The organism is Phyllobacterium sp. K27 (genome assembly GCF_054796155.1).
Genome location: NZ_CM139240.1, coordinates 3,117,271 through 3,136,441 on the forward strand (window position 1 = coordinate 3,117,271; position 19,171 = coordinate 3,136,441).

The 19,171-nt window shown below is 54.5% G+C and carries 18 protein-coding genes and 1 pseudogene; 2 read left to right on the forward strand and 17 right to left on the reverse strand.

Features of this window, described 5'->3' with window-relative positions:
* Positions 1-3: 3 nt before the first annotated feature.
* The 8 genes from ACYJL1_RS15460 to ACYJL1_RS15495 form a co-directional block, all read right to left on the reverse strand.
* The gene (locus ACYJL1_RS15460) at positions 4-1,044 is read right to left on the reverse strand and encodes a 2-hydroxyacid dehydrogenase (RefSeq protein ID WP_460896204.1); all 1,041 of its coding nucleotides are present in this window, start codon (positions 1,042-1,044) and stop codon (positions 4-6) included.
* A gap of 17 nt (positions 1,045-1,061) precedes the next feature.
* Positions 1,062-2,612 carry an FGGY family carbohydrate kinase gene (locus ACYJL1_RS15465; RefSeq protein ID WP_460896205.1) on the reverse strand — a complete coding sequence of 517 codons (1,551 nt, stop codon included), beginning with the start codon at positions 2,610-2,612 and terminating at the stop codon, positions 1,062-1,064.
* Positions 2,612-3,736 (reverse strand): ABC transporter ATP-binding protein, encoded by a 1,125-nt coding sequence (locus tag ACYJL1_RS15470; RefSeq protein ID WP_460896206.1) that lies wholly within the window; start codon positions 3,734-3,736, stop codon positions 2,612-2,614. Before ACYJL1_RS15470 ends, ACYJL1_RS15465 begins: the two co-directional genes overlap by 1 nt.
* Positions 3,733-4,845: an ABC transporter ATP-binding protein gene (locus tag ACYJL1_RS15475; protein ID WP_460896207.1), complete on the reverse strand. Its 1,113-nt coding sequence runs from the start codon at positions 4,843-4,845 to the stop codon at positions 3,733-3,735. The genes ACYJL1_RS15470 and ACYJL1_RS15475 overlap by 4 nt, the downstream gene beginning before the upstream one ends.
* 4 nt (positions 4,846-4,849) lie before the next feature.
* Positions 4,850-5,707, reverse strand: a complete 858-nt coding sequence (locus ACYJL1_RS15480) for a carbohydrate ABC transporter permease (RefSeq protein WP_460896208.1) — start codon at positions 5,705-5,707, stop codon at positions 4,850-4,852.
* A 10-nt stretch (positions 5,708-5,717) separates the two neighbouring features.
* The gene (locus tag ACYJL1_RS15485) at positions 5,718-6,587 is read right to left on the reverse strand and encodes a carbohydrate ABC transporter permease (RefSeq protein WP_460896209.1); all 870 of its coding nucleotides are present in this window, start codon (positions 6,585-6,587) and stop codon (positions 5,718-5,720) included.
* A 145-nt stretch (positions 6,588-6,732) separates the two neighbouring features.
* The gene (locus tag ACYJL1_RS15490) at positions 6,733-8,175 is read right to left on the reverse strand and encodes an ABC transporter substrate-binding protein (protein WP_460896210.1); all 1,443 of its coding nucleotides are present in this window, start codon (positions 8,173-8,175) and stop codon (positions 6,733-6,735) included.
* Between the two features lie 95 nt (positions 8,176-8,270).
* A complete protein-coding gene (locus tag ACYJL1_RS15495; protein WP_460898068.1) occupies positions 8,271-9,233 on the reverse strand; it encodes a sugar-binding transcriptional regulator in 963 nt (320 codons plus the stop codon).
* Between the two features lie 568 nt (positions 9,234-9,801).
* Between ACYJL1_RS15495 and ACYJL1_RS15500 the strand changes: the two genes are divergently transcribed.
* Positions 9,802-9,948, forward strand: a complete 147-nt coding sequence (locus ACYJL1_RS15500; RefSeq protein ID WP_460896211.1) for a hypothetical protein — start codon at positions 9,802-9,804, stop codon at positions 9,946-9,948.
* An 84-nt stretch (positions 9,949-10,032) separates the two neighbouring features.
* Here the strand turns inward: ACYJL1_RS15500 and guaA are convergent, their stop codons facing one another.
* From guaA to katA, 7 genes and pseudogenes are all read right to left on the reverse strand, one after another.
* Positions 10,033-11,595, reverse strand: a complete 1,563-nt coding sequence (gene guaA / locus ACYJL1_RS15505) for a glutamine-hydrolyzing GMP synthase (protein WP_460896212.1) — start codon at positions 11,593-11,595, stop codon at positions 10,033-10,035.
* Positions 11,596-11,975: 380 nt separating this feature from the next.
* A complete protein-coding gene (locus ACYJL1_RS15510) occupies positions 11,976-12,305 on the reverse strand; it encodes a type II toxin-antitoxin system HicB family antitoxin (protein WP_460896213.1) in 330 nt (109 codons plus the stop codon).
* Between the two features lie 34 nt (positions 12,306-12,339).
* Positions 12,340-12,561, reverse strand: a complete 222-nt coding sequence (locus ACYJL1_RS15515; protein WP_460896214.1) for a type II toxin-antitoxin system HicA family toxin — start codon at positions 12,559-12,561, stop codon at positions 12,340-12,342.
* Positions 12,562-12,612: 51 nt separating this feature from the next.
* On the reverse strand, positions 12,613-13,251 hold the full coding sequence (locus ACYJL1_RS15520) for a 5'-methylthioadenosine/S-adenosylhomocysteine nucleosidase (protein ID WP_460896215.1): 639 nt from the start codon (positions 13,249-13,251) through the stop codon (positions 12,613-12,615).
* A 1-nt stretch (position 13,252) separates the two neighbouring features.
* Positions 13,253-13,710, reverse strand: a pseudogene (locus tag ACYJL1_RS15525) (TspO/MBR family protein).
* Positions 13,711-13,748: 38 nt separating this feature from the next.
* Positions 13,749-15,038, reverse strand: coding sequence for an RsmB/NOP family class I SAM-dependent RNA methyltransferase (locus ACYJL1_RS15530; protein WP_460896216.1), 1,290 nt, complete (start codon positions 15,036-15,038; stop codon positions 13,749-13,751).
* A gap of 122 nt (positions 15,039-15,160) precedes the next feature.
* On the reverse strand, positions 15,161-16,657 hold the full coding sequence (katA, locus tag ACYJL1_RS15535) for a catalase KatA (RefSeq protein WP_460896217.1): 1,497 nt from the start codon (positions 16,655-16,657) through the stop codon (positions 15,161-15,163).
* A 136-nt stretch (positions 16,658-16,793) separates the two neighbouring features.
* Here katA and ACYJL1_RS15540 point away from each other — a divergent pair, with 136 nt between their 5' ends.
* Complete coding sequence (locus ACYJL1_RS15540; RefSeq protein WP_460896218.1) at positions 16,794-17,723, forward strand: LysR substrate-binding domain-containing protein; 930 nt, start codon at positions 16,794-16,796, stop codon at positions 17,721-17,723.
* Here ACYJL1_RS15540 and ACYJL1_RS15545 read toward each other — a convergent pair.
* Positions 17,720-18,145: an MAPEG family protein gene (locus tag ACYJL1_RS15545; protein ID WP_460896219.1), complete on the reverse strand. Its 426-nt coding sequence runs from the start codon at positions 18,143-18,145 to the stop codon at positions 17,720-17,722. The genes ACYJL1_RS15540 and ACYJL1_RS15545 overlap by 4 nt on opposite strands.
* Before the next feature lie 65 nt (positions 18,146-18,210).
* The gene (locus tag ACYJL1_RS15550) at positions 18,211-19,137 is read right to left on the reverse strand and encodes a LysR family transcriptional regulator (RefSeq protein WP_460896220.1); all 927 of its coding nucleotides are present in this window, start codon (positions 19,135-19,137) and stop codon (positions 18,211-18,213) included.
* Positions 19,138-19,171 lie beyond the last annotated feature (34 nt).

The window sequence follows — 19,171 nt, forward strand, 5'->3', positions numbered from 1 at the left end:
GCCTCAGCAGGGATTGACCGGCGGCAGACCGGCTATGTAGCGCCGCACTTCCTCGGCGGCCATTTCAGCCGCATAGGTTACAGTGCGCACGGAGGCCCCTGCTATGTGCGGCGTGAGCGTGACATTGGGCAGCTGCAACAGCGGCCAATCGGCAGGAACCGGTTCAACGGCAAAGGTTTCCAGCATGGCGCTGCCCAGATGACCATTGGTCAGTGCTTCATAAAGTGCATCATAATCAACAAGCGGACCGCGCGCAGTATTCACGAAGATCGCACCATGCTTCATTTGGGCAAAGGTCTCGGCATTCATTATGCCTCTGGTTTCGTCGGTGACGCGGGGGTGCATGCTGACAATATCGGAGCGGGAAAGCAGATCATCCAATGCAACATGCTCGACACCGGCATTGCGGTCATCCGCCGACAGCTGGACATAAGGATCGTGCACCAGCACTTTCGTGCCGAAAGCGCGCAAAAGGCGCACAACCTTTGTGCCGATATTGCCATAACCAATAACGCCGACTGTCATTTCCGAAAGCTCGCGGCCCGTCTTGTCGGCGCGGTAAAGCTCGCCGCGCCATTCACCTTTACGCAAGGATTCATGGCCGCTGCGGATAAGACGCGTTTCAGCCAAAATGGCACCAAGGGTAAACTCGGCAACGGCGCTGGCGTTACGGCCCGGTGTATTGACGACAAGCACGCCAGCATCGCGCGCGGCCTTCATATCGATATTGACCGGACCGCCACGCGAAACAGCTACGAACTTCAATTCAGGCAAGCGTTCCAGCATACCTGCCGACATGGGAGCAAGCTGTGTAATAAAAAGCTCGGCATCACCGATGAATTCGACAATCTCATCGGGATCACCGAGATATTCCTTCAGCCCGTCCATGCCTTTGACCGCATAGCCATGCTCCATGGGAACGTCGGGCCAGGGCTGTTCCAGCGTGCGGATATCGTGCTCATCACCACATAACTCCACGATCTTTTCCCTGAATACATCCGGGAGCATGAACCGGTCGCCGATAATGGCTATTTTCTTGGTCATTGCGGTCTTCCTATTCGTCAATTGCTGCTGGCTAGCGTGTGCCATGTCGATTGCAGTGCCAGCCGTGACTGGCGATAGGCCGGGAAAGCCTTCTCATAAATCAGGGATAATTCTTCATCGGCAGCTTCCGGCTGGCGCTGGAACGGCGTTACCCAATCTTTGACGCAATCGGCCATCGAGCCATAAATGCCAAGCGATACGGCTGCGATCATGGCTGCGCCTGCGGCTCCTGCCTCTTCACGCTCGCTGGTCTGTACCGAGGCACCGAGCGCCCCGCCCAGAATTTTGCGCAGCGAAGCACTGCGCGCCGCGCCGCCCGTTACTCGAACGCGCTTTGGCAAAGGCCCCATCGCCGTATAGCAATCACGAGCAGCAAGCGCCAAACCATCAAACACAGCGCGCACCAGATCGCCAAACCGATGGCTTGATGAAAGACCTATGAAGGACGAACGAGCCGAGGCATCAACGAAGGGACCCCGCTCACCCGCATCGGAAATATAGGGATGATAAATGACCGAAGCGGCTTGTGCATCGGCAAGCCACGTCTCGACATAGGCGAGCAATTCCGCTTTGGACTTTTCAAGTCCGACGCTTTTGAAAAGATCGCCAGCGACGGATAATATCCAGTCAATATTGAGCGTTGCAGCCATGTTGGACTGCATCTGCGCATATATGCCCGGGATCGGCATGCACATTGTATAGCCAGTCAAATCACGGTTCAGCTGCACATCGTCCGGGCTTGTGGCAAGGCGCATATGCATGCCGGTCGATCCGATGATCGAGCACCCCGTATCGGTCCCCGGCTCGTATAATCCGGCGCCAAGCGCGGTGCAGGCCACATCGACATAACCCAGAACGACAGGCGTGCCTTCCAGCAATCCCGTGCTTCGCGCAGCTTCGCCCTCAAGCTTATGATGGGTCGTAGAGCCATCAACGATCTCGGGGAGCAGATATTTGAGTTTCTCCAACCCGAGAAAATCAATCACGCTGTCTGAATAGGCGCGTGTGCGAAAATCGCCAAAGGTGAAAACCGCCTCGGACGGATCGGTTGCCCGCTTGCCTGTCAGCTTGAAATAAAGCCAGTCCTTGCAATGGAACGCCGTGGTTGCACCGGCATAAAGCTCCGGGGCTTCATCCATCATCCAGCGCAATTGCGAACCCTGCTGGCAGGCGGCAAGCCCGCTGCCTGTATGGGTGAAGCGGCCAAGATCGCCGCGTTCCTTGCGCAGACTATCAACCGTATCGCCAGCGCGCGCATCAAGCCACAACCAGCCCTTGCCAACCGCCTCGCCGTTCTGGTCGATCATCCAGGTGCCGTCCCCCTGTCCCGTTACCGAGACTGCCACAGTGCGGCTGGCCAGATTTTCAACCTTCTCGGCAAGCTCGATCAGCGTCTTGGCTGCATCGGCCCAAGTGCGTGCGAGATCCTGCACAACCCCGGCCCGACCGACAGTTTCATAACTGTTTGGCGTCGAGGCGAATGCAATCTGGCGACCTGCAAGATCGAAGGCTACGGATTTGATGACGGAGGTTCCCGCATCAATCCCTATGAGGATATCGCGTGTCATCACGCAAGCTCCTGTCCGTGGCTGATGGCGGCACCCGTTTCACCGTTGAATACATGCAGGCTGGCCGGATCGAGACGAACTGCAATCGTATCGCCGATTGCCACATCTGTCCGGTCATGCTCGACCAGTACCAGCGATCCACCGGCAAAGTCTGCCGCAATATGGGTCTGGTCGCCGAGCCATTGATTAACCGAAACACGCGCATGGACGCCGCCGTCGCTGCGCCGAACTGCGTAAGGCCGAATGCCGACAACGACTTTTTGATGCTTTTTCAATTCTTCGCGCACGGCCGGAGAAAAGTCGGAAGCAGCATATTCCAGCTTGACGCCTTGGTTGAGACCGAAGGCGACCGTGCTGTCATTGCCGGAGACCGTTGCCTCGAAGACATTCATGGGCGGTTCGCCGACAAAAGTGCCCGTGAAGAGATTGGCCGGACGCTCCTTGATCATTTGCGGCGTGTCGAACTGCTGCAACTGACCGCCTTCCATGACTGCGATGCGATCTGCCAGCGCATTGGCCTCCGTCTGGTCGTGCGTGACGAGAATAGCGGTCAACCCACGTTCCTTGATGTAGTGTTTGATGCGACCACGCAGTACCGCCCGCAATTGTGGCTCCAACTGCCCCATCGGTTCATCCAGCAAGTGCAGATCGGCATCGCGGATCAAGGCGCGGCCAAGCGAGGCACGCTGTTGCTGCCCCCCGGAGATTGAACTCGGATAGCGGCCGAGAATATCTTCGATCTCCAGAAGCTTGGCGATATAGGCGACTTTTTCTTCGACGACGGCCTGCGAGAGCTTTGAGGATTTGAGTGCGAAGGCGATATTTTCCTTCACAGTCAAAGGCGGATAGAGCGAATAGCCCTCAAAGGCCATGGCCACATTACGCCGGACGGGCGCGAAGGACTGCACCTCGCGGCCTTTGAGCGAAATGGTGCCTCGCGATACAGCTTCAAAGCCGGCGACCATGCGCAAGGTTGATGTCTTGCCGCAACCGGATGAGCCAAGGAGCGCAATGATCTCACCCTTTTTCACATCCATGCTGATGTTGCGGACCGCATGAACGCCGTGGTCGATGGGGCCATAGAACTTGTCGACATTCTTGATCAACAGAGCAGTGTCACTCATGCTGCTACTCCCTGCTCTGTTGTGCCAGCCTTGCGGATCAATGCGCCGCTGGCCTTATCGAAAAGAAATGCTGTTTTGCCATCGATGACGATATGGGCGGACCCCGATGCCGGGCCTGGTGTTCCCGCAGGGCGGGAGACCAGCACTTCGCGCTTGCCGGCTGTGAGGACCAAGGTGACAGTCTTCTCGTTGAGCGGAGTTTCCGCCTCTACTTCGATAGGAACGGCGCCTTTACCCGTGCCATTGGTGAAAGTGATCGACTCCGGACGAATGCCGATGACGCAGGATTGTCCGGCAACACTGTCCGGCATGCCGGGCAGTGCGACGCGCACCCTGGAAATCTCGACATAGATGCCGTTAGCATCCTTCTGCGGCACCACGTCGAGAAGGTTGATCGTCGGGTCACCGAAGAGGCTGGCAATCCCGATATCGGCAGGCGCATTATAGATTTCTTCCGGCGTACCGATCTGTCGAATTTTGCCACTGGCCATGACCGCAATACGATCGCCCAGCGCCATGGCTTCCTTGTAATCCTGCGTCACATAGACGACCGTTGCGCCCTGCGAAGCGAGCAGACGTGGAAGTTCCAGCCGCATCTCGAAGCGCAGCTTGGCATCGACATTGCGCAAGGGATCGTCGAGCAAAAGCAGCGGCGGTGAACCGGCCAAAGCGCGTGCAAGCGCGGTACGCTGCTTTTGTCCATTGGACAGCGCCTTGGGATGATGCGACAGCACATGGTCGATCTTGAGCAATTTTGCCACTTTGCCGACACCCGCCTTGATTGCCTCGGCGGATGAGCGAGTGGCGGTGAGAGGGCTGGCGATATTGTCGTGAGCGCTCATATGCGGGAACAGCGCGAAGTTTTGGAACGCCATGCCGATGCCGCGATGCTCCGCATCGACATCGGTCATATCTTCACCGCCAATCAGGATGTTTCCCTCATCAGGATCGATCACACCGGCGACGAGACGCAGGAGGACGGTCTTTCCGGCCCCGGAAGGGCCGAACAAGACCAGCGTCTCGCCATTTGCTACGTCTAGCGACAGGTCATCGAGGACCGTATTGGTCTTGTAGCGCTTGACGATATTCTTGAGTTCTAAAGTGGTCATGAAATTATCCCTTCACCGCGCCAAGCGAGAGGCCTTCGACAAGGTAGCGCTGTGCATAAAGAGCGAGCGCAAGCGTCGGCGTGACGGAAAGCACGATGGCCGAGGCGATCTGGCCGTACTGAATGCCCGATGAGGTAACGAAGGCGAGAGCGCCCACCGTGACCGGCTGCTTGTCGGCAGATGCCAGCACCAGCGCGAAGACGAAATTGTTCCAGGCGAAGATGAAGGCAAGCAGGCCAGCCGCCGCAATGCCCGGTCCTGCAAGAGGCAGGGCAATCTTGCGGAACGTGGCAAACCATGAGTGTCCCGCAATGCGATAGGCATATTCAACATCAGCCGAGATATCTTCGAAATAGCCGCGCACAATCCACAGGATCAATGGCAGGCAGATCAGCTGATAGACCCAGATGAGACCGAAATAAGTATCCGACAGGCCAAGCCACTGGAAATACTGCGTCAGAGGCAGCAGGACCAGAAGCGGCGGGGCGAAGCGGAACGACAAAAGCGTAAAAGCGATATCTTCCGAGCCGCGGAACTTGTGACGGGCAAATGCGTAGGCCGCAGGCACGCCAAGCACCAGAGCAAGCGCAACCGATGTTACAGACAGAAAGACCGAGTTGCCAAGATTACGCATGAAGGCAATATCGAGCGTGCCTGCCGAAGTGGTCAGCTTGCCGGTGATGAGCGCTGAATAGTTGGACAGGGTTGGCGTGAAAACAATGGATGGCGGTATCTGGAGAATGGTCTCATTCGTCTGGAATGACATAAGGAATATCCAGAGAATCGGGAACATGAAGAAGACAACGACCAGCGAAAGCGCAAGGAAGCGCAAGGATTTTTCAAGTGTAGATGTGGTTTCCATAATGTACTCCTCACGCCTCGCCGCGTGCGCGTTCGCGCAGCCGCAGCCAGTTCTTGATGAAGATATTGGAGAGCAGGTAGGTGATCGCCCACAGGATGACCATGAGAGCCGCTGACCGCCCGACATTCGTTGACTGGAAGAAGTTCAGATAGGCTTCGACCTGAAATACCGTCAGTGCATTACCGGGGCCGCCCTGCGTCATCGCATAGATGATGTCGAACTGTTGGATGGAATCGAGCAGGCGAAACAAAGTTGCGGTCAGAATATAGGGCGTCAGCATCGGCAATGTGATGCGGAAGAACACGAAGGTACGCGGCACGCCATCAAGCGCGGCGGCTTCGAATGGTTGTGTCGGCAAAGACCGCAGTCCGGCCAAAAGCAGGATCATGATAAAGGGCGTATAGACCCAAATATCGACCAGAACGACAGTCAGGAGAGCCGTATCTGGCGACGAAGCCCAGCGGAAATCTTCCAGACCGATCAAACTTGCCAGATAGCTGAGAATACCGAAGCCGGGATTGGTCATCAGCTTCCACATCAGTGCTGCAAGCGCCGGTGCAATCATCAACGGCAGGAGAAGCATGATCGAAATGAAATTATTGACCCGCGAGCGCTTCTGCAAAAGCAGCGCAATGCCAAGTCCAAGCAACAGCTCCAGCGTTACAGTGATACCGGCATAGAGCAACGATACTTTGAGCGTGTTCCAGAAGCCCGGATCATTGAACAGAAAGTTATAATAGTTCTCGCCCCAGTTGAACTGACGGCTCCATGGCTGGCTCAGCCGGTAGCGCTGAAATGAATAGATGACAGCAGTGAAGAACGGAATCAGAATGCCGATGCAGACAAGCAATGCTGGCAGGCTCAGGACATAGGGCAGCATCTTCCTGCTGATCCTGAATCTTGAAGCTGGCTTTCTGGGAATGGATGGTGAAGCCAATTTAAAGCTCCTTATTGTTTAGACAATCACGCATGCTGCGCACCGGGATACCCGGCACCTTTGGCGCCGGGTATTGGCGGGAGAAGGATCAGCCGAGTCCGGCTTCCTTGAGCTGACGATCAATGCTCTGGCTGAGCTGATCCAGCCCCTCATCGATCGGCACTTCCTTGGCAACCATCTTCTGGAGCGTTGCAGCCCATTCCGTGGTCACATCGAAGAAGAGCGGTTGCGGCGTGAACTTGATACTTGCGCCAGCGGCGGAAGCATCAAACATTTCGACATAGCCCGGATATTTGCTGTTCAGCTTTTCGCGGAACATTTCATCCTTCCAGATCGACTGGCGAACCGGATCAACAAAGTCCATCTTGGTGGCACCGAACAGGGCATGTTCCGGACCGGAAGCCCATTGCAGGAAGTACCAGGTTGCGTCCTTGTCCTTGGAGAAATTGGACATGGCAAGCGACCAGATCCAGATATTCGGTGTCGATGCAGTGGCTTCCGGATTGGCGGTGAAGGCAGCATAGGAAAGCTTGCCGGCCATCTTGTTGTCGCCGCCATTCATGAAATATCCAAGGCAGTCAGCATCGAAAATCATGGCCGAAGCACCGGCACCAAGATCCGTGCCCACCTGATACCAGGTATAGGTGGACCAATCCTTCGGACCGCTCTCCTGGATCATCTGCACCCACTTGGTGTGGTAGGCTTTTGACTCAGGCGTGTTCATTGCTGCCGAAAGCTTGCCGTCAGCAGAAACATTGAGGTCTTTCTGGTTGAAGTTGGCATAGCCGGACAGGAAGCCCGGATGGATTGTGGCCCATGAGCGCGAACCACGCACGCCAATGCCGTAAATGCCGCCAATATCCTTTTGAAGCTTGGCAGATGTTGCGATCATTTCATCGATATTGCCCGGAACTCCGACTCCGGCCTTTTCGAACATTTCGCGGTTATAGGTGATGTTGTTCTGCTCAAACGCCCATGGAATACACCATTGCTTGGCGTCTTCCGAACCAAGCGCGCCGCCGGGAATACCATTCCATGCGCAGGAGTTTTTGACGCCCGGCAGGAAGTCGTTCCAGGCATAGTTCGGATTGGTCTTTTCCGGATCGTTGATCCATTCCTTCAGATCGGTGATCCAGCCGGCAGGACCATAGGTCCATGTCATGTAAGCACCGGTCATGAACGCATCATATTCTGTCGAGCCGGATGACAGGGCTGCCGTCACCTTGTCGAAATAGACGTCTTCCGGGAATACGTCATATTTCACGTCGATGCCGGTCAGGTCCTTGAAGTTTTGAAGGTTTGCGATCATCGCATCCGCATAGGGATGCTTGTTCAAAAGCAGCTTCAGGGATTTGCCGGAATGCTTCTTCCAGTCAAAATCGGCTGCCTGCGCATTGGTCGACATCATATTCATCAATGTGCCGGCAGTGGCCGCTGTGATGCCCATTGTGCCCAGCCCCTTCAACAGGCCGCGACGGTCAACCGATCCGCGCAGGAAAGCGCTGATAAGGTCTTTTTCCTTGTCATGCATTGGTCTTCTCCTCCTTCTTATCGGGTATTATGGACCGGATACCCCGCCGGTATTCTCCCGGATGCAGCTGCCCGCATCCCCTCCCTGACGTTTTGTCAGGTATTTTCCGCAACGAGTTGCTGCGCCGTTTTCTCGTCTGTAATCAAACCATTGAGGCACCGGCTTTCGAGTACTGCCCGAATGGCTCGTACCTTCATCCTGCCGCCTGCAACCGCAATCAATCGCTGTTTTTTCAGGTCCTCCCGGCTCAGGGTGAATGTGCGATCAGACAAGGTTGTTTGAATCGCTTGGCCCGCATCATCGAAGAAATGACCGAGAAGCTCTCCCGCCCCTCCAGCTTTCTTGATGTCCTCGATCTCGCTCTTCTCGATCATGCCCGTCGAAACCAGCGAGGCTTCGCGCTCGGCAGTACCAATGCCGACCATCGAGAGATTGGCGCTCTTTGCCATGTTGAATATTTCGCGCACGCCGCGCTGACTGAACAATACGTCCATGTCTTCGACGGTATTGGCAAAGAACGGGACAGGCATGACATAGGCCTCCGCACCGATACGCTCTGCCAGCCTATGGATAACGTCGTGCGGGTTGGCGGAAAATTTGCGTGTCAAGCCGCCAAGCAGCGAGACGAAACGAACATTATTGCTCGCTATGCGCGGCAGATAATCGACGCACGCCGCTAACGTTCGCCCATGGCCCATGCCGATAAGAAGCGCGCCATCGCGCTCGATCTCCCGCTTAAGAAACTGGGCTCCGGCAATGCCGAGAGCCTTTAGCGGCAATTCTTCCGGATCAAAATCGGGGACGACTTCGCAATAGTCGAGCCCGTATCGCGCGGATAGCTTTTGCTCAAGCTCGACGCATTCCGAGACTTCGCCATCAATATAGACCTTCACCAGACCTTCCTGATTGGCCTTCATGATCAGACGATGAGCTTTGAGCGATGTCAGGCCAAGACGCTTGGCAACCTCAGACTGAGTGAGACCACCGGCGTAGTGGAGCCAGGCAGCGCGCGCTGCCATGCTGGACTCTTCTTCGCGAAGAGAACTGCCACTCACCATTGCCATGTCTCCACCCTGAACATTTTCTGATATTTTTATCTCTTAGTGAAAATAATTTCACTCTATGCAAAATTTGTCAAGCGAGAGAAATTGAATTTGAAGCTTCCGATAGCCTAAATCGGGCTGCGCAAGCTCGTACTGGGTTCGTTTCAAAGAAGAATAGCGCAGGGTTTCAGGGGCTTCCCGCAACGCACGCAACAATCCGGCGACCCCTCACCGAAAATGCAAATTTTGGACCAGGCTATTGCAGGCGTTGTGGTCCCGGGGCTGCTTATTAAAAATAGGCATCACAAACGGGTGCATTCAGTGCAAGCCAATTGGCTTGAAACCGGCAGGCAGCACGGCTGACAAAGTGAGATATTCAGCCTGCGTGCAATGGAGTCGACGCAAGCGTGCCGCAAGCGCGCATCGTCAAAGGCATGCCAAGGCATCCACAGTAGTGATCTTGCACTAACTGTTAGACCCAAAGCCCCTTCCTTAATTTTATAATCATTGAGTCCGGATGACCCTGGCCTTGAGGCCTAGAGCAAGTTTTGTTTATATAGAGTCATTCTGCCGGAGGGAATTCGTGGACAAGATCAAGGGATTTAGCGAGGGCGATGTTTATCCATCGGACGAAGCTGAAGCCCGATGGAATTGGCGCGAATTCACCCGGCCCTTCGGGTTTCCGGCTGACGGCCACCCACTTTGTCAGGCAGCTTCGTCCGATGGATAAACATCGACCTCGCCACCTTCCGCGTGGATTGTCTCGTCATCCGAGAAACAGAATTGGCTCTATATAAACAAAATTTGCTCTAGATCACTCCCACTCAATAGTGCCCGGTGGCTTCGAGGTCACATCGTAAACGACGCGATTGATGCCCTTGACCTCATTGATGATCCGCGTTGCGGCCTGACCAAGGAAATTCATATCGTAGTGATAGAAATCCGCCGTCATGCCATCAACCGATGTCACCGCACGCAGCGCGCAGACAAATTCATAGGTGCGCCCATCGCCCATGACACCAACTGTTTGCACGGGCAGAAGAACCGCGAATGCCTGCCAGATGACATCATAGAGTCCGGCCTTGCGGATTTCGTCGAGATAGACAGCATCGGCTTCGCGCAGGATCTCCAGCTTCTCGCGGGTGATGCCGCCGGGGCAGCGGATCGCCAGTCCCGGACCGGGAAACGGGTGACGGCCAATAAAATGATCCGGCAAGCCAAGCTCCTTGCCGAGTATGCGCACTTCGTCTTTGAACAGTTCACGCAAGGGCTCGACGAGCTGCATATTCATGCGTTCAGGAAGGCCACCCACATTGTGGTGCGACTTGATCGTCACCGAAGGGCCACCCGTGAAGGATACGCTTTCAATCACATCCGGATAGAGTGTGCCTTGAGCAAGGAAATCTGCACCGCCAAGCTTTTTGGCTTCTTCCTCAAAGACTTCAATGAAGAGCCTGCCAATCGTCTTGCGCTTCTTTTCCGGGTCGCTCTCGCCCTCAAGCGCACCGATGAAACGGTCCTGCGCATTCACGAGGATAAGCGGTAGATTATAGTGTTCGCGGAACATGCTGACGACATCTGCCGCCTCGTCCTTGCGCATCAGGCCGTGGTCGACAAGGATGCATGTCAGCTGGTCGCCGACTGCTTCATGGATGAGCAAGGCCGCAACGGACGAATCAACACCGCCTGACAGAGCGCAGATGACTTTCTTGTCGCCAACCTGCTTGCGGATAAGATCGACCGCCTTTTCGCGGTATGCAGACATGGACCAGTCGCCTTCAATCCCGGCAATGCGATGGACGAAGTTCTGGAGTAGCTTTGCGCCGTCGGGCGTGTGCACCACTTCAGGATGAAATTGCACGGCGTAATATTTACGCGCTTCATCTGCAATGGCGGCAAAGGGGGCGCCAGTCGAGGTACCGACAACCTTGAAACCGTCAGGGATTGAGACAACGCGATCCCCATGGCTCATCCAAACCTGATGACGCGTACCTTTGGCCCAAATGCCATCGAAAAGCGCGCATTCTTCCTGAATATCGAGGAAAGCACGGCCAAATTCGCGGTGATGACCGCTTTCGACCTTACCGCCAAGCTGCGCGCACATGGTCTGCTCGCCATAGCAAATGCCAAGCACCGGGACATTGGAATCAAAGACGTCCTGCGGCGCGCGCGGGCTGCCGATATCGACAGTCGAATGAGGGCTGCCGGACAGGATGACCGCTTTTGGCTGGATGCGGTGAAACGCTTCCTGAGCTGATTGGAAAGGAACGATCTCGGAATAGACGCCGGCTTCGCGCACGCGACGCGCAATCAGCTGAGTTACCTGGCTGCCGAAATCGACGATGAGGACTGTATCGGGATGAGTGGGAGTGTTCATGGCGGGCCTTTAAAGCAAATGTCGGTGAGGCGCAATGGGTTGCCAAAGCTTACTGACAAACTGATTCCGATTGTTAGAGCGGAGAACATTCAAATGGAACCAGTTCTGTTTCTCGGATGGCGAGACAATCCACGAGGAAGGTGGCGAGGTCGATGTCTTTCCATCGTCCGACGCCGCCTGACAACGTGGTTGGCCGCCAGCCGGAAACCCAAAGGGCCTGGTGAATTCGGACCAAATCCATCGGGCTTCGACATCGTCCGATGGAAAGGCATCGGCCTCGCCAAATCCCTCAACCTTGTTCACGAATTCCCTCCGGCAGAACGATTCCATTTGGATATTCTCCGCTCTAACAGGGTGGGTGAAGCATTGCGGTGAAGATCTTACCGGACCGAGCGTTCCAACGTGGCAACTACCCATTTATTGAGACTTATGCCAGCACGCCGCGCAGCGCCCGAAATTGCCTTATGCAAGACAGGCTCGGTACGGACGACAAACTGCCCCGAAAACGGCTTTTCAGGTTCCTCACCCCGCTCTTTGCAAAATGTCAGATAATCCTCAACGGAATCTGCAAAGGCTTTCTTTAAGGCTGTAGCAGAAGCACCCTGAAAAGTTATGACATCGCGCAAGTTAACGATTTCACCGTGAAAAATATTTTCTTCTTCATCAAACTCGATGACTGCTTCATAGCCCTTGTAATGCATGGTCGTCATGGTTTTACGTCTGCCTCCTGTAGAAACCGTCGCACTAATTTACTGCGCCCTTATCCGTCTCTTTCTGCGGATGTGGACGATGGAATACAGCCCGCACATTGTTCAATGCCACCCGCACACGAGAACCGTTTCCTTCGCTGATCTGCGCGCCACACGCCAAGAATAGCATCTCTATTTCCCGCCAGACGATTCCCGGGCGCACTGGATCGGCAAAAATTGCGGCAAGCGTGTCCGTGTGCTTCTTGTTGAGTTTCATATAATAGTATCACTTTTCAGTATCAATAAAATATAGTGTTATAAAAATAAATCAGACTGAAATAGTTCCATCTTCAATTGCGCCAGCCATAGTCTCCACTGCCGCAGCGAGTTTCTCATCGATCACGTGGAGATACTCGGTCCAATCGCCAAGATGCTGTAGTTCGGCTGCACCATCGGAAATGCCGCGTAGCCCGATCAGTGGGAGATTGTACCTATGGCATGCGCGCAGGATGGAGAAAGTCTCCATTTCCACCATATCCGCATCCACAAGATTATAGGCTTTGCCTGAAACGATGTTGGCACCGCTTGAAAGCGTCGCTTCTTTTATACCGGGGATGCGATGATCAAGTGGCAACTTCACAGGCAGGTCGAGAAAGGGGGTGGCGCCCTTGGTAAAGCCGAGTGGCGAAGCATCCATGTCGCGATAGGACACGCTGGTTGCCTGATAGATTTCCGTCTGCTCAAGAATGCGCGAACCAGCAGAACCCAGCGATACAACGAGATCAGGCAGCGCCGACATTGCGCCAAGATGTGCAAGAATCGACGAAACGCTGACGGCCGATTCCACTGGCCCGACGCCCGTGATCAGCGGTGTAAACAGTTTTTGCAAATGTTGGCCATATTCGGCAGTTGCGGCCATGGCAAACAAAACGCGCTTGCCAGCAATCGGGGTCATATAATCGAACATTTCAGCCTGCCGGATTCAACCAATAAAGTGATGCGTTGAGCAGGGTAGCGAAAGCCACCCATGCCAGATAAGGGAGGAACAGAATTGCCGATACGCGTTCCGTGCTCCAGCTGACCTTGATAAAACCAATAATGGAGATCAACAGCAGCAGGATCACGACCAGCGCGAGCCCATCTGTTGGAGCCCGAAAAAGCTTGGTGACCAAAGAAAATTGAGAACAAGTTGTGCCCACCAGAACTGCTGGGATACAGTCAAGCTACGATCCCATACACGCCAGCCAACAAGGGCGATGAGCACATATAGGACTGTCCAGACAGGCGCAAAAATCCAGTTTGGCGGATTGAATGATGGCTTGACGAGGCCCGCATACCATTCCCCAGGCAGGGTTGCATAGCCAATTGCAAGTCCACCGCCGACAACCAGAACCAAAAACAGCAAAAGTACTATGGAGCGGGACATAGGTATATTCCTGTGAATGACTGCCGCCGGTTGTAGCTTTATTTTTCCCGTCTGAGAACCGAAATGAAGAAGCCATCGGTCGACGTTGAAAACGGCGACAGGATCGCAGTTCCATCTTTAAACAGCGGCTTAAGATCGCTGTGCTCCGAAACGGACTGCGCCCAGATCGGCTGGCTGTCTACAATGCTGTATTGCGGATTTGTAGCAAGAAATGCCGATACTTGATCGCCATTTTCAGGGGCGAAAAGCGAACAGGTGATGTAGACCAGACGGCCACCCGGTTTGACATAGACCCTGGCGGCATCCAGCACCTGACGCTGCTCGACCTCGCGTCGCTCCAATTGCTGCTCGCTCAAACGCCATTTTGCATCGGGCCTGCGGCGCCATGTTCCCGAACCCGTGCATGGCGCGTCAACAAGAACGAGATCCATCTGGCCTTCCAGCGGAACGAGATCGCTTATGTTTGCATGTGCCTGCGCATTGCGCACCCCTGCCCGCTTGAGGCGGTCAAAAATGGGCGCCAATCGTGCGCGTTCGGCGTCATAGGCGTGTATCTGGCCCTTATTGTTCATCTCCGCAGCCAAAGCGAGCGTTTTACCGCCTGCTCCTGCACAATAGTCCAGCACCTGTTCACCCGGTTTTGCATTGCTGAGCTTGGCTGCGATCTGAGACCCCAAGTCTTGTACCTCGAACAATCCGCGCTGAAAGGCTGGCTCCGCCTGTACGTTCGGATGACGGCCCATGGCGCGCAATGGCGGCACACGAATAGCCGTTTCAAGCAGCGGCGCAGGGCTAGCTCCAGCGCGCGCCAGTTCTTTCAACACTTTTTCGCGGTCGGCCTTCAATGTATTGACCCGCAGATCAACAGGGGGCCGGTCGCTCAAGGCGGCCGCTTCTTCCACCCATTTATCACCGAAGATCGCCTGAAAATGTGGCACGCACCATTCCGGCACATCGGCGCGAATATGATCGGGGGCAGAAGTCAAATCGCGCGATCCCCAAATGGCCAGACGATCTGCATCGAGAGGTTCGGGGGCAAACTTGTCGCCTTCAAGCGCGGTATTGATATCTTCAATATTCAGTTCGGCATCGGACAGCAGAACGCCAAAAGCGATATGGCGTGCCGCGTCGCTGTCCATGCGCCAACCGAGCGACAGTTTCCGGCGCAGCGCATCATAAACAATATTGCCAATGACAGCGCGGTCACCAGCCCCGGCGAAACGATGCGACAACCCCCAATCCTTCAAAGCATCCGAGGCGGGACGCTTGCGATTTTCAATGTCTTCGAGAACTTCGATTGCCGCCTGCAGGCGTCCGCCAAGTCGCATATGAATTCCTTGTAAGCCTTTAGAGCTTTTCCAACTCTTTCACTGTCGCATACATGGCTGCGACAATAAAAGAAAGCCGGGGCTTGCACCCCGGCTTGCTATTGTTCGTTGTTCGCGTCGGCCTATTCGGCAGCGACGTCTTTTTCCTCGTTGGAGATGGCATTGGCTTCATAGCCATGTGCTTCTTTCAAAGCGGCACGCACACCAGCCTCGTAGTCGGGATGAATGCGGGCAAAATGCACCAGCTGGCGCTCGATGATTTCACCCGGAACGCCGCCCATTGCCGCTGCGATGTTGGAGAAAAGGCGCGAGCGCTGACCAGCATCGAAAAGATTGAACAATGCGGTCACCTGACCATAATCATCATTGCCGATGCGATGGTTGAAGCGATCTGCGTCGCCCGACAGCTTCAGCGGTGGCTCTTTGGCCGATGGCTGTTCTACTGCCCCGGAGAAGCTATTGGGTTCGTAGTATGCGTCGACATTGCCAGTCTTTTGACCGAAGAAATTCATCTGGCCATCCTTGTGATAATGATGAACAGGGCATTTCGGCTGGTTGACGGGAAGCGCTTCATAATGCGTGCCAAGACGATAGCGATGCGCATCTGCATAGGAGAAAACACGTGCCTGCAACATCTTGTCTGGCGAAGGGCCGATGCCCGGAACAACATTCGATGGCGAGAAGGCCGCCTGCTCGATTTCCGCGAAATAATTGTCCGCATTGCGGTTGAGTTCCATCACACCGATTTCGATCGGCGGGAATTCGCCATGCGGCCAAACCTTGGTCAGATCAAACGGATTATAGCTCGTGCGTTCTGCCTCGGCCTCAGTCATGATCTGAACCTGAACGGTCCATTTCGGGAATTCGCCGCGTTCAATGCCGCCGAAAAGTTCTTCCTGATAGGTTTCACGAGACTTGCCGATAAGGGTTTCGGCTTCCGCGTTTGTGTAGAACTTGTGACCCTGCTGCGTCTTGAAGTGGAACTTGACCCAGAAGCGTTCGCCAGCATCATTCCAGAAGGAATAGGTGTGGGAGCCGTAGCCGTTCATATACATCGGCGCGACAGGCAGACCGCGATCCGACATAAGGATCGTTACCTGATGCAGGCTTTCGGGTGAAAGCGACCAGAAATCCCACATGGCCGTAGCGGAACGCATATTGGTGCGTGGATGACGCTTCTGCGTATGAATGAAGTCCGGGAACTTGAGCGGATCGCGGACGAAGAAGACTGGCGTATTATTGCCGACAAGATCCCAATTGCCTTCGCTTGTATAGAACTTCAGGGCAAAACCGCGCACGTCACGCTCGGCATCGGCAGCGCCAAGCTCCCCGGCAACGGTCGAAAAGCGCAGAAGTAATGGCGTTTCGGCTCCGGGCTGCAAAGCCTTGGCTTTGGTGTAACGCGAAATATCACCTGTGATCTTCAATGTACCAAATGCGCCCCAGCCTTTGGCATGGACAACGCGCTCAGGGATGCGCTCGCGATTCTGATGGGCAAGCTTTTCAAGCAACTGATAATCATCAAGCAGTACCGGACCACGTTCGCCTGCAGTTCTGGAATTCTGGTTGTCCGATACCGGTGCACCGGCGGTCGTCGTCAATGTTGGACGGTCAGCCATGAGGCTTCTCCCTTGATTGTTCGAGCTCTGAAATGATCAGCGCAGCGCTTTGGCTGGCATTCAACCCCAGGATAGAACTATTCCAATCATAGTTTCCAATTGTATTTAGAATTATTATTGATAGGATTTACCTATCATGTTTTCAGTACGGCAAATGCGTTATTTCGATATCCTCGCGACCACATTGCACTTTCGCAAAGCTGCGGAGGTGGCACGCATTTCGCAGCCTGCGCTGTCGGCACAAATCGCGGAAATGGAGATGCGGCTTGGCGCAACCTTATTTGAGCGGACACGTCGTTCGGTGGTTCTGACTGATTTGGGGCGAAAGCTTCTTCCAAGAATCCAGAGCATTCTCGACGAAATCCGCTCGTTGGAAGATTTGGCATTGGAAAAACGCGGCACTCTGCGGGGCCGCCTGCGTCTCGGGATCATTCCGACCATCGCGCCCTACTTGCTACCAGTCCTCATCCCGCACCTACACGACAACTATCCGGACCTTTCCATTGAACTACGCGAAGCCCTAACTTCGAAGCTTGTGGAGGATTTGCGCCTTGGCGATCTTGATGTCCTGATTGCCGCTTTGCCCATTGATGGCGAAGGAACAATCACAATGCCGCTTTTCCGTGATCGCTTTTTGATCGCTACATCGAGCAATGACACCGATGTTCTTTCATCGCCCATGACGCAGGAAAATGTTGCCGTCGAGCGCCTGTTGCTTCTGGAAGAAGGTCACTGTCTGCGGGATCAGGCGCTGGCGGTGTGCACCAGCGTCAAACAAAGACAACTCGTCAATTATGGCGCGACCAGTCTGGCAACACTTTTGCAGATGGTCAGCCATGGCATGGGTCTGACGCTGATTCCGGAAATCGCAGTTCGAACCGAGGCCAGCCGCAACAATGTGCGGATCGCGTCTTTTGCCGATCCTGAACCAGCGCGTGAAATAGGTTTGATCTGGCGCAAGCAGAGCAAACGGCGCGAAGATTTCGAGGCACTTGCAACCGCTATCATAGAGTGCAGCCGCAAATTGACCGTTTCGGAGAAAGAGTTGGCTGATTTAGTGGCTTAAATTGCCGGTGGCAAGAGCAGATGCATCGCGAGCATAATCCAAAGAACACCATTGAGAATAAAGCCCAATGTGAAAATTGACTGACGGTAACGCAAGCGATTCGTCGTCACGTGAATGAGCGTATGCGCCAGCCGCGCACCGACAAAAAGCCAGGCAATAACCACAGCAAGATATGACACACCATTGACGACATAGAGCGAGAGGCAAACCACATAGAACAGCATGGGCACTTCATAGAGATTGTTCAGATTGCGGATTGTCGTTGTGCTGATTTGCGGCTCGTTCGTTGGAATTACAAACTCCTGAATCTTGGCCTGCCCGCTCATGACCGCCCGTCGGCGCCGAAGAAAAAGCAGCAAATAAACGCAGTAGATCAGGAAGGTCAAAGCGATCATCGGCCAGAAAATTTGAGTCTGCGACATTGTGTTCTCCTGCTGCTATCCACGATGATTCCGCACAAAAAGAGATCGCGGAAATGCTCCAACCCTCACACGTCTTTCTCAGTGATCGAGATCATATGCAAGCCCGGTATTGGTTTCATTTTCATCTGAAGGAAATCGATGAACCGTTTGATCTTGCGCGGCAGGAAACGTCCGCTGACATATACGGCATGAATATCCATCGGCGCGTACCCATAGTCAGGCAGGATGCGGATCAGCTTTCCGCAGTCGATCAAAGGTTGAACAAGCGGAAGTTGTACAGCACCAATACCCAGGCCAGCGCAGAGTGCGTCGTTCAGCACAAATGCATTATTGGCGAGAAAAACCGATCTCACTGATGCCTCAACGGCGCCGTCCGGGCCGATCAATGGAATGACCTCTCCCCGCGGCGACCAGATGAAGCGGATATATCCATGATTGATGAGTTCATCTGGCGTACCGGGAGTTCCGTGTGCGGCGATATAATCTGGAGAGGCGACCAGCACACGCTCAAACGAGCCAAGCTTGCGGGCAATCAAGTCGGATGATTTCATTGCGCCGAACCGGATAGCCACATCAACATTGTCTGTAATCAAATCAGCGATGCGGTCGTCCAGCACCAGTTCGGACTTTAAGCCCGGATGCTGCCGCTGAAAATCAATCACAAGAGGCGCAAGGTGCATTTGGCCGAAACCGACTGGCGCTTGGATGCGCAAGCTGCCATGGAGCGCAGTTGAATATGCACCGGCACTTTCTTCCGCCTCATCAACAGCCTGCAATATTCCCAATGCGTGCCGGTAATAGGTTTCGCCGCCCTCGCTCAAGACAAGCTGCCGTGTCGAACGATGAAATAGCTTGATACCCAGATGACGTTCAAGTGCAGCAATCTGCTGGCTGACGGCTGGCTGTGTGAGCCCAAGCTCACGTGCGGCGGCAGACAGCGTACCAAGCTCTGTAACGCGCACGAAAGTCTTCATCGCCGAAAGCCGGTCCATTTATCACCTCAAAGTATTTCTTATAAATCTTATC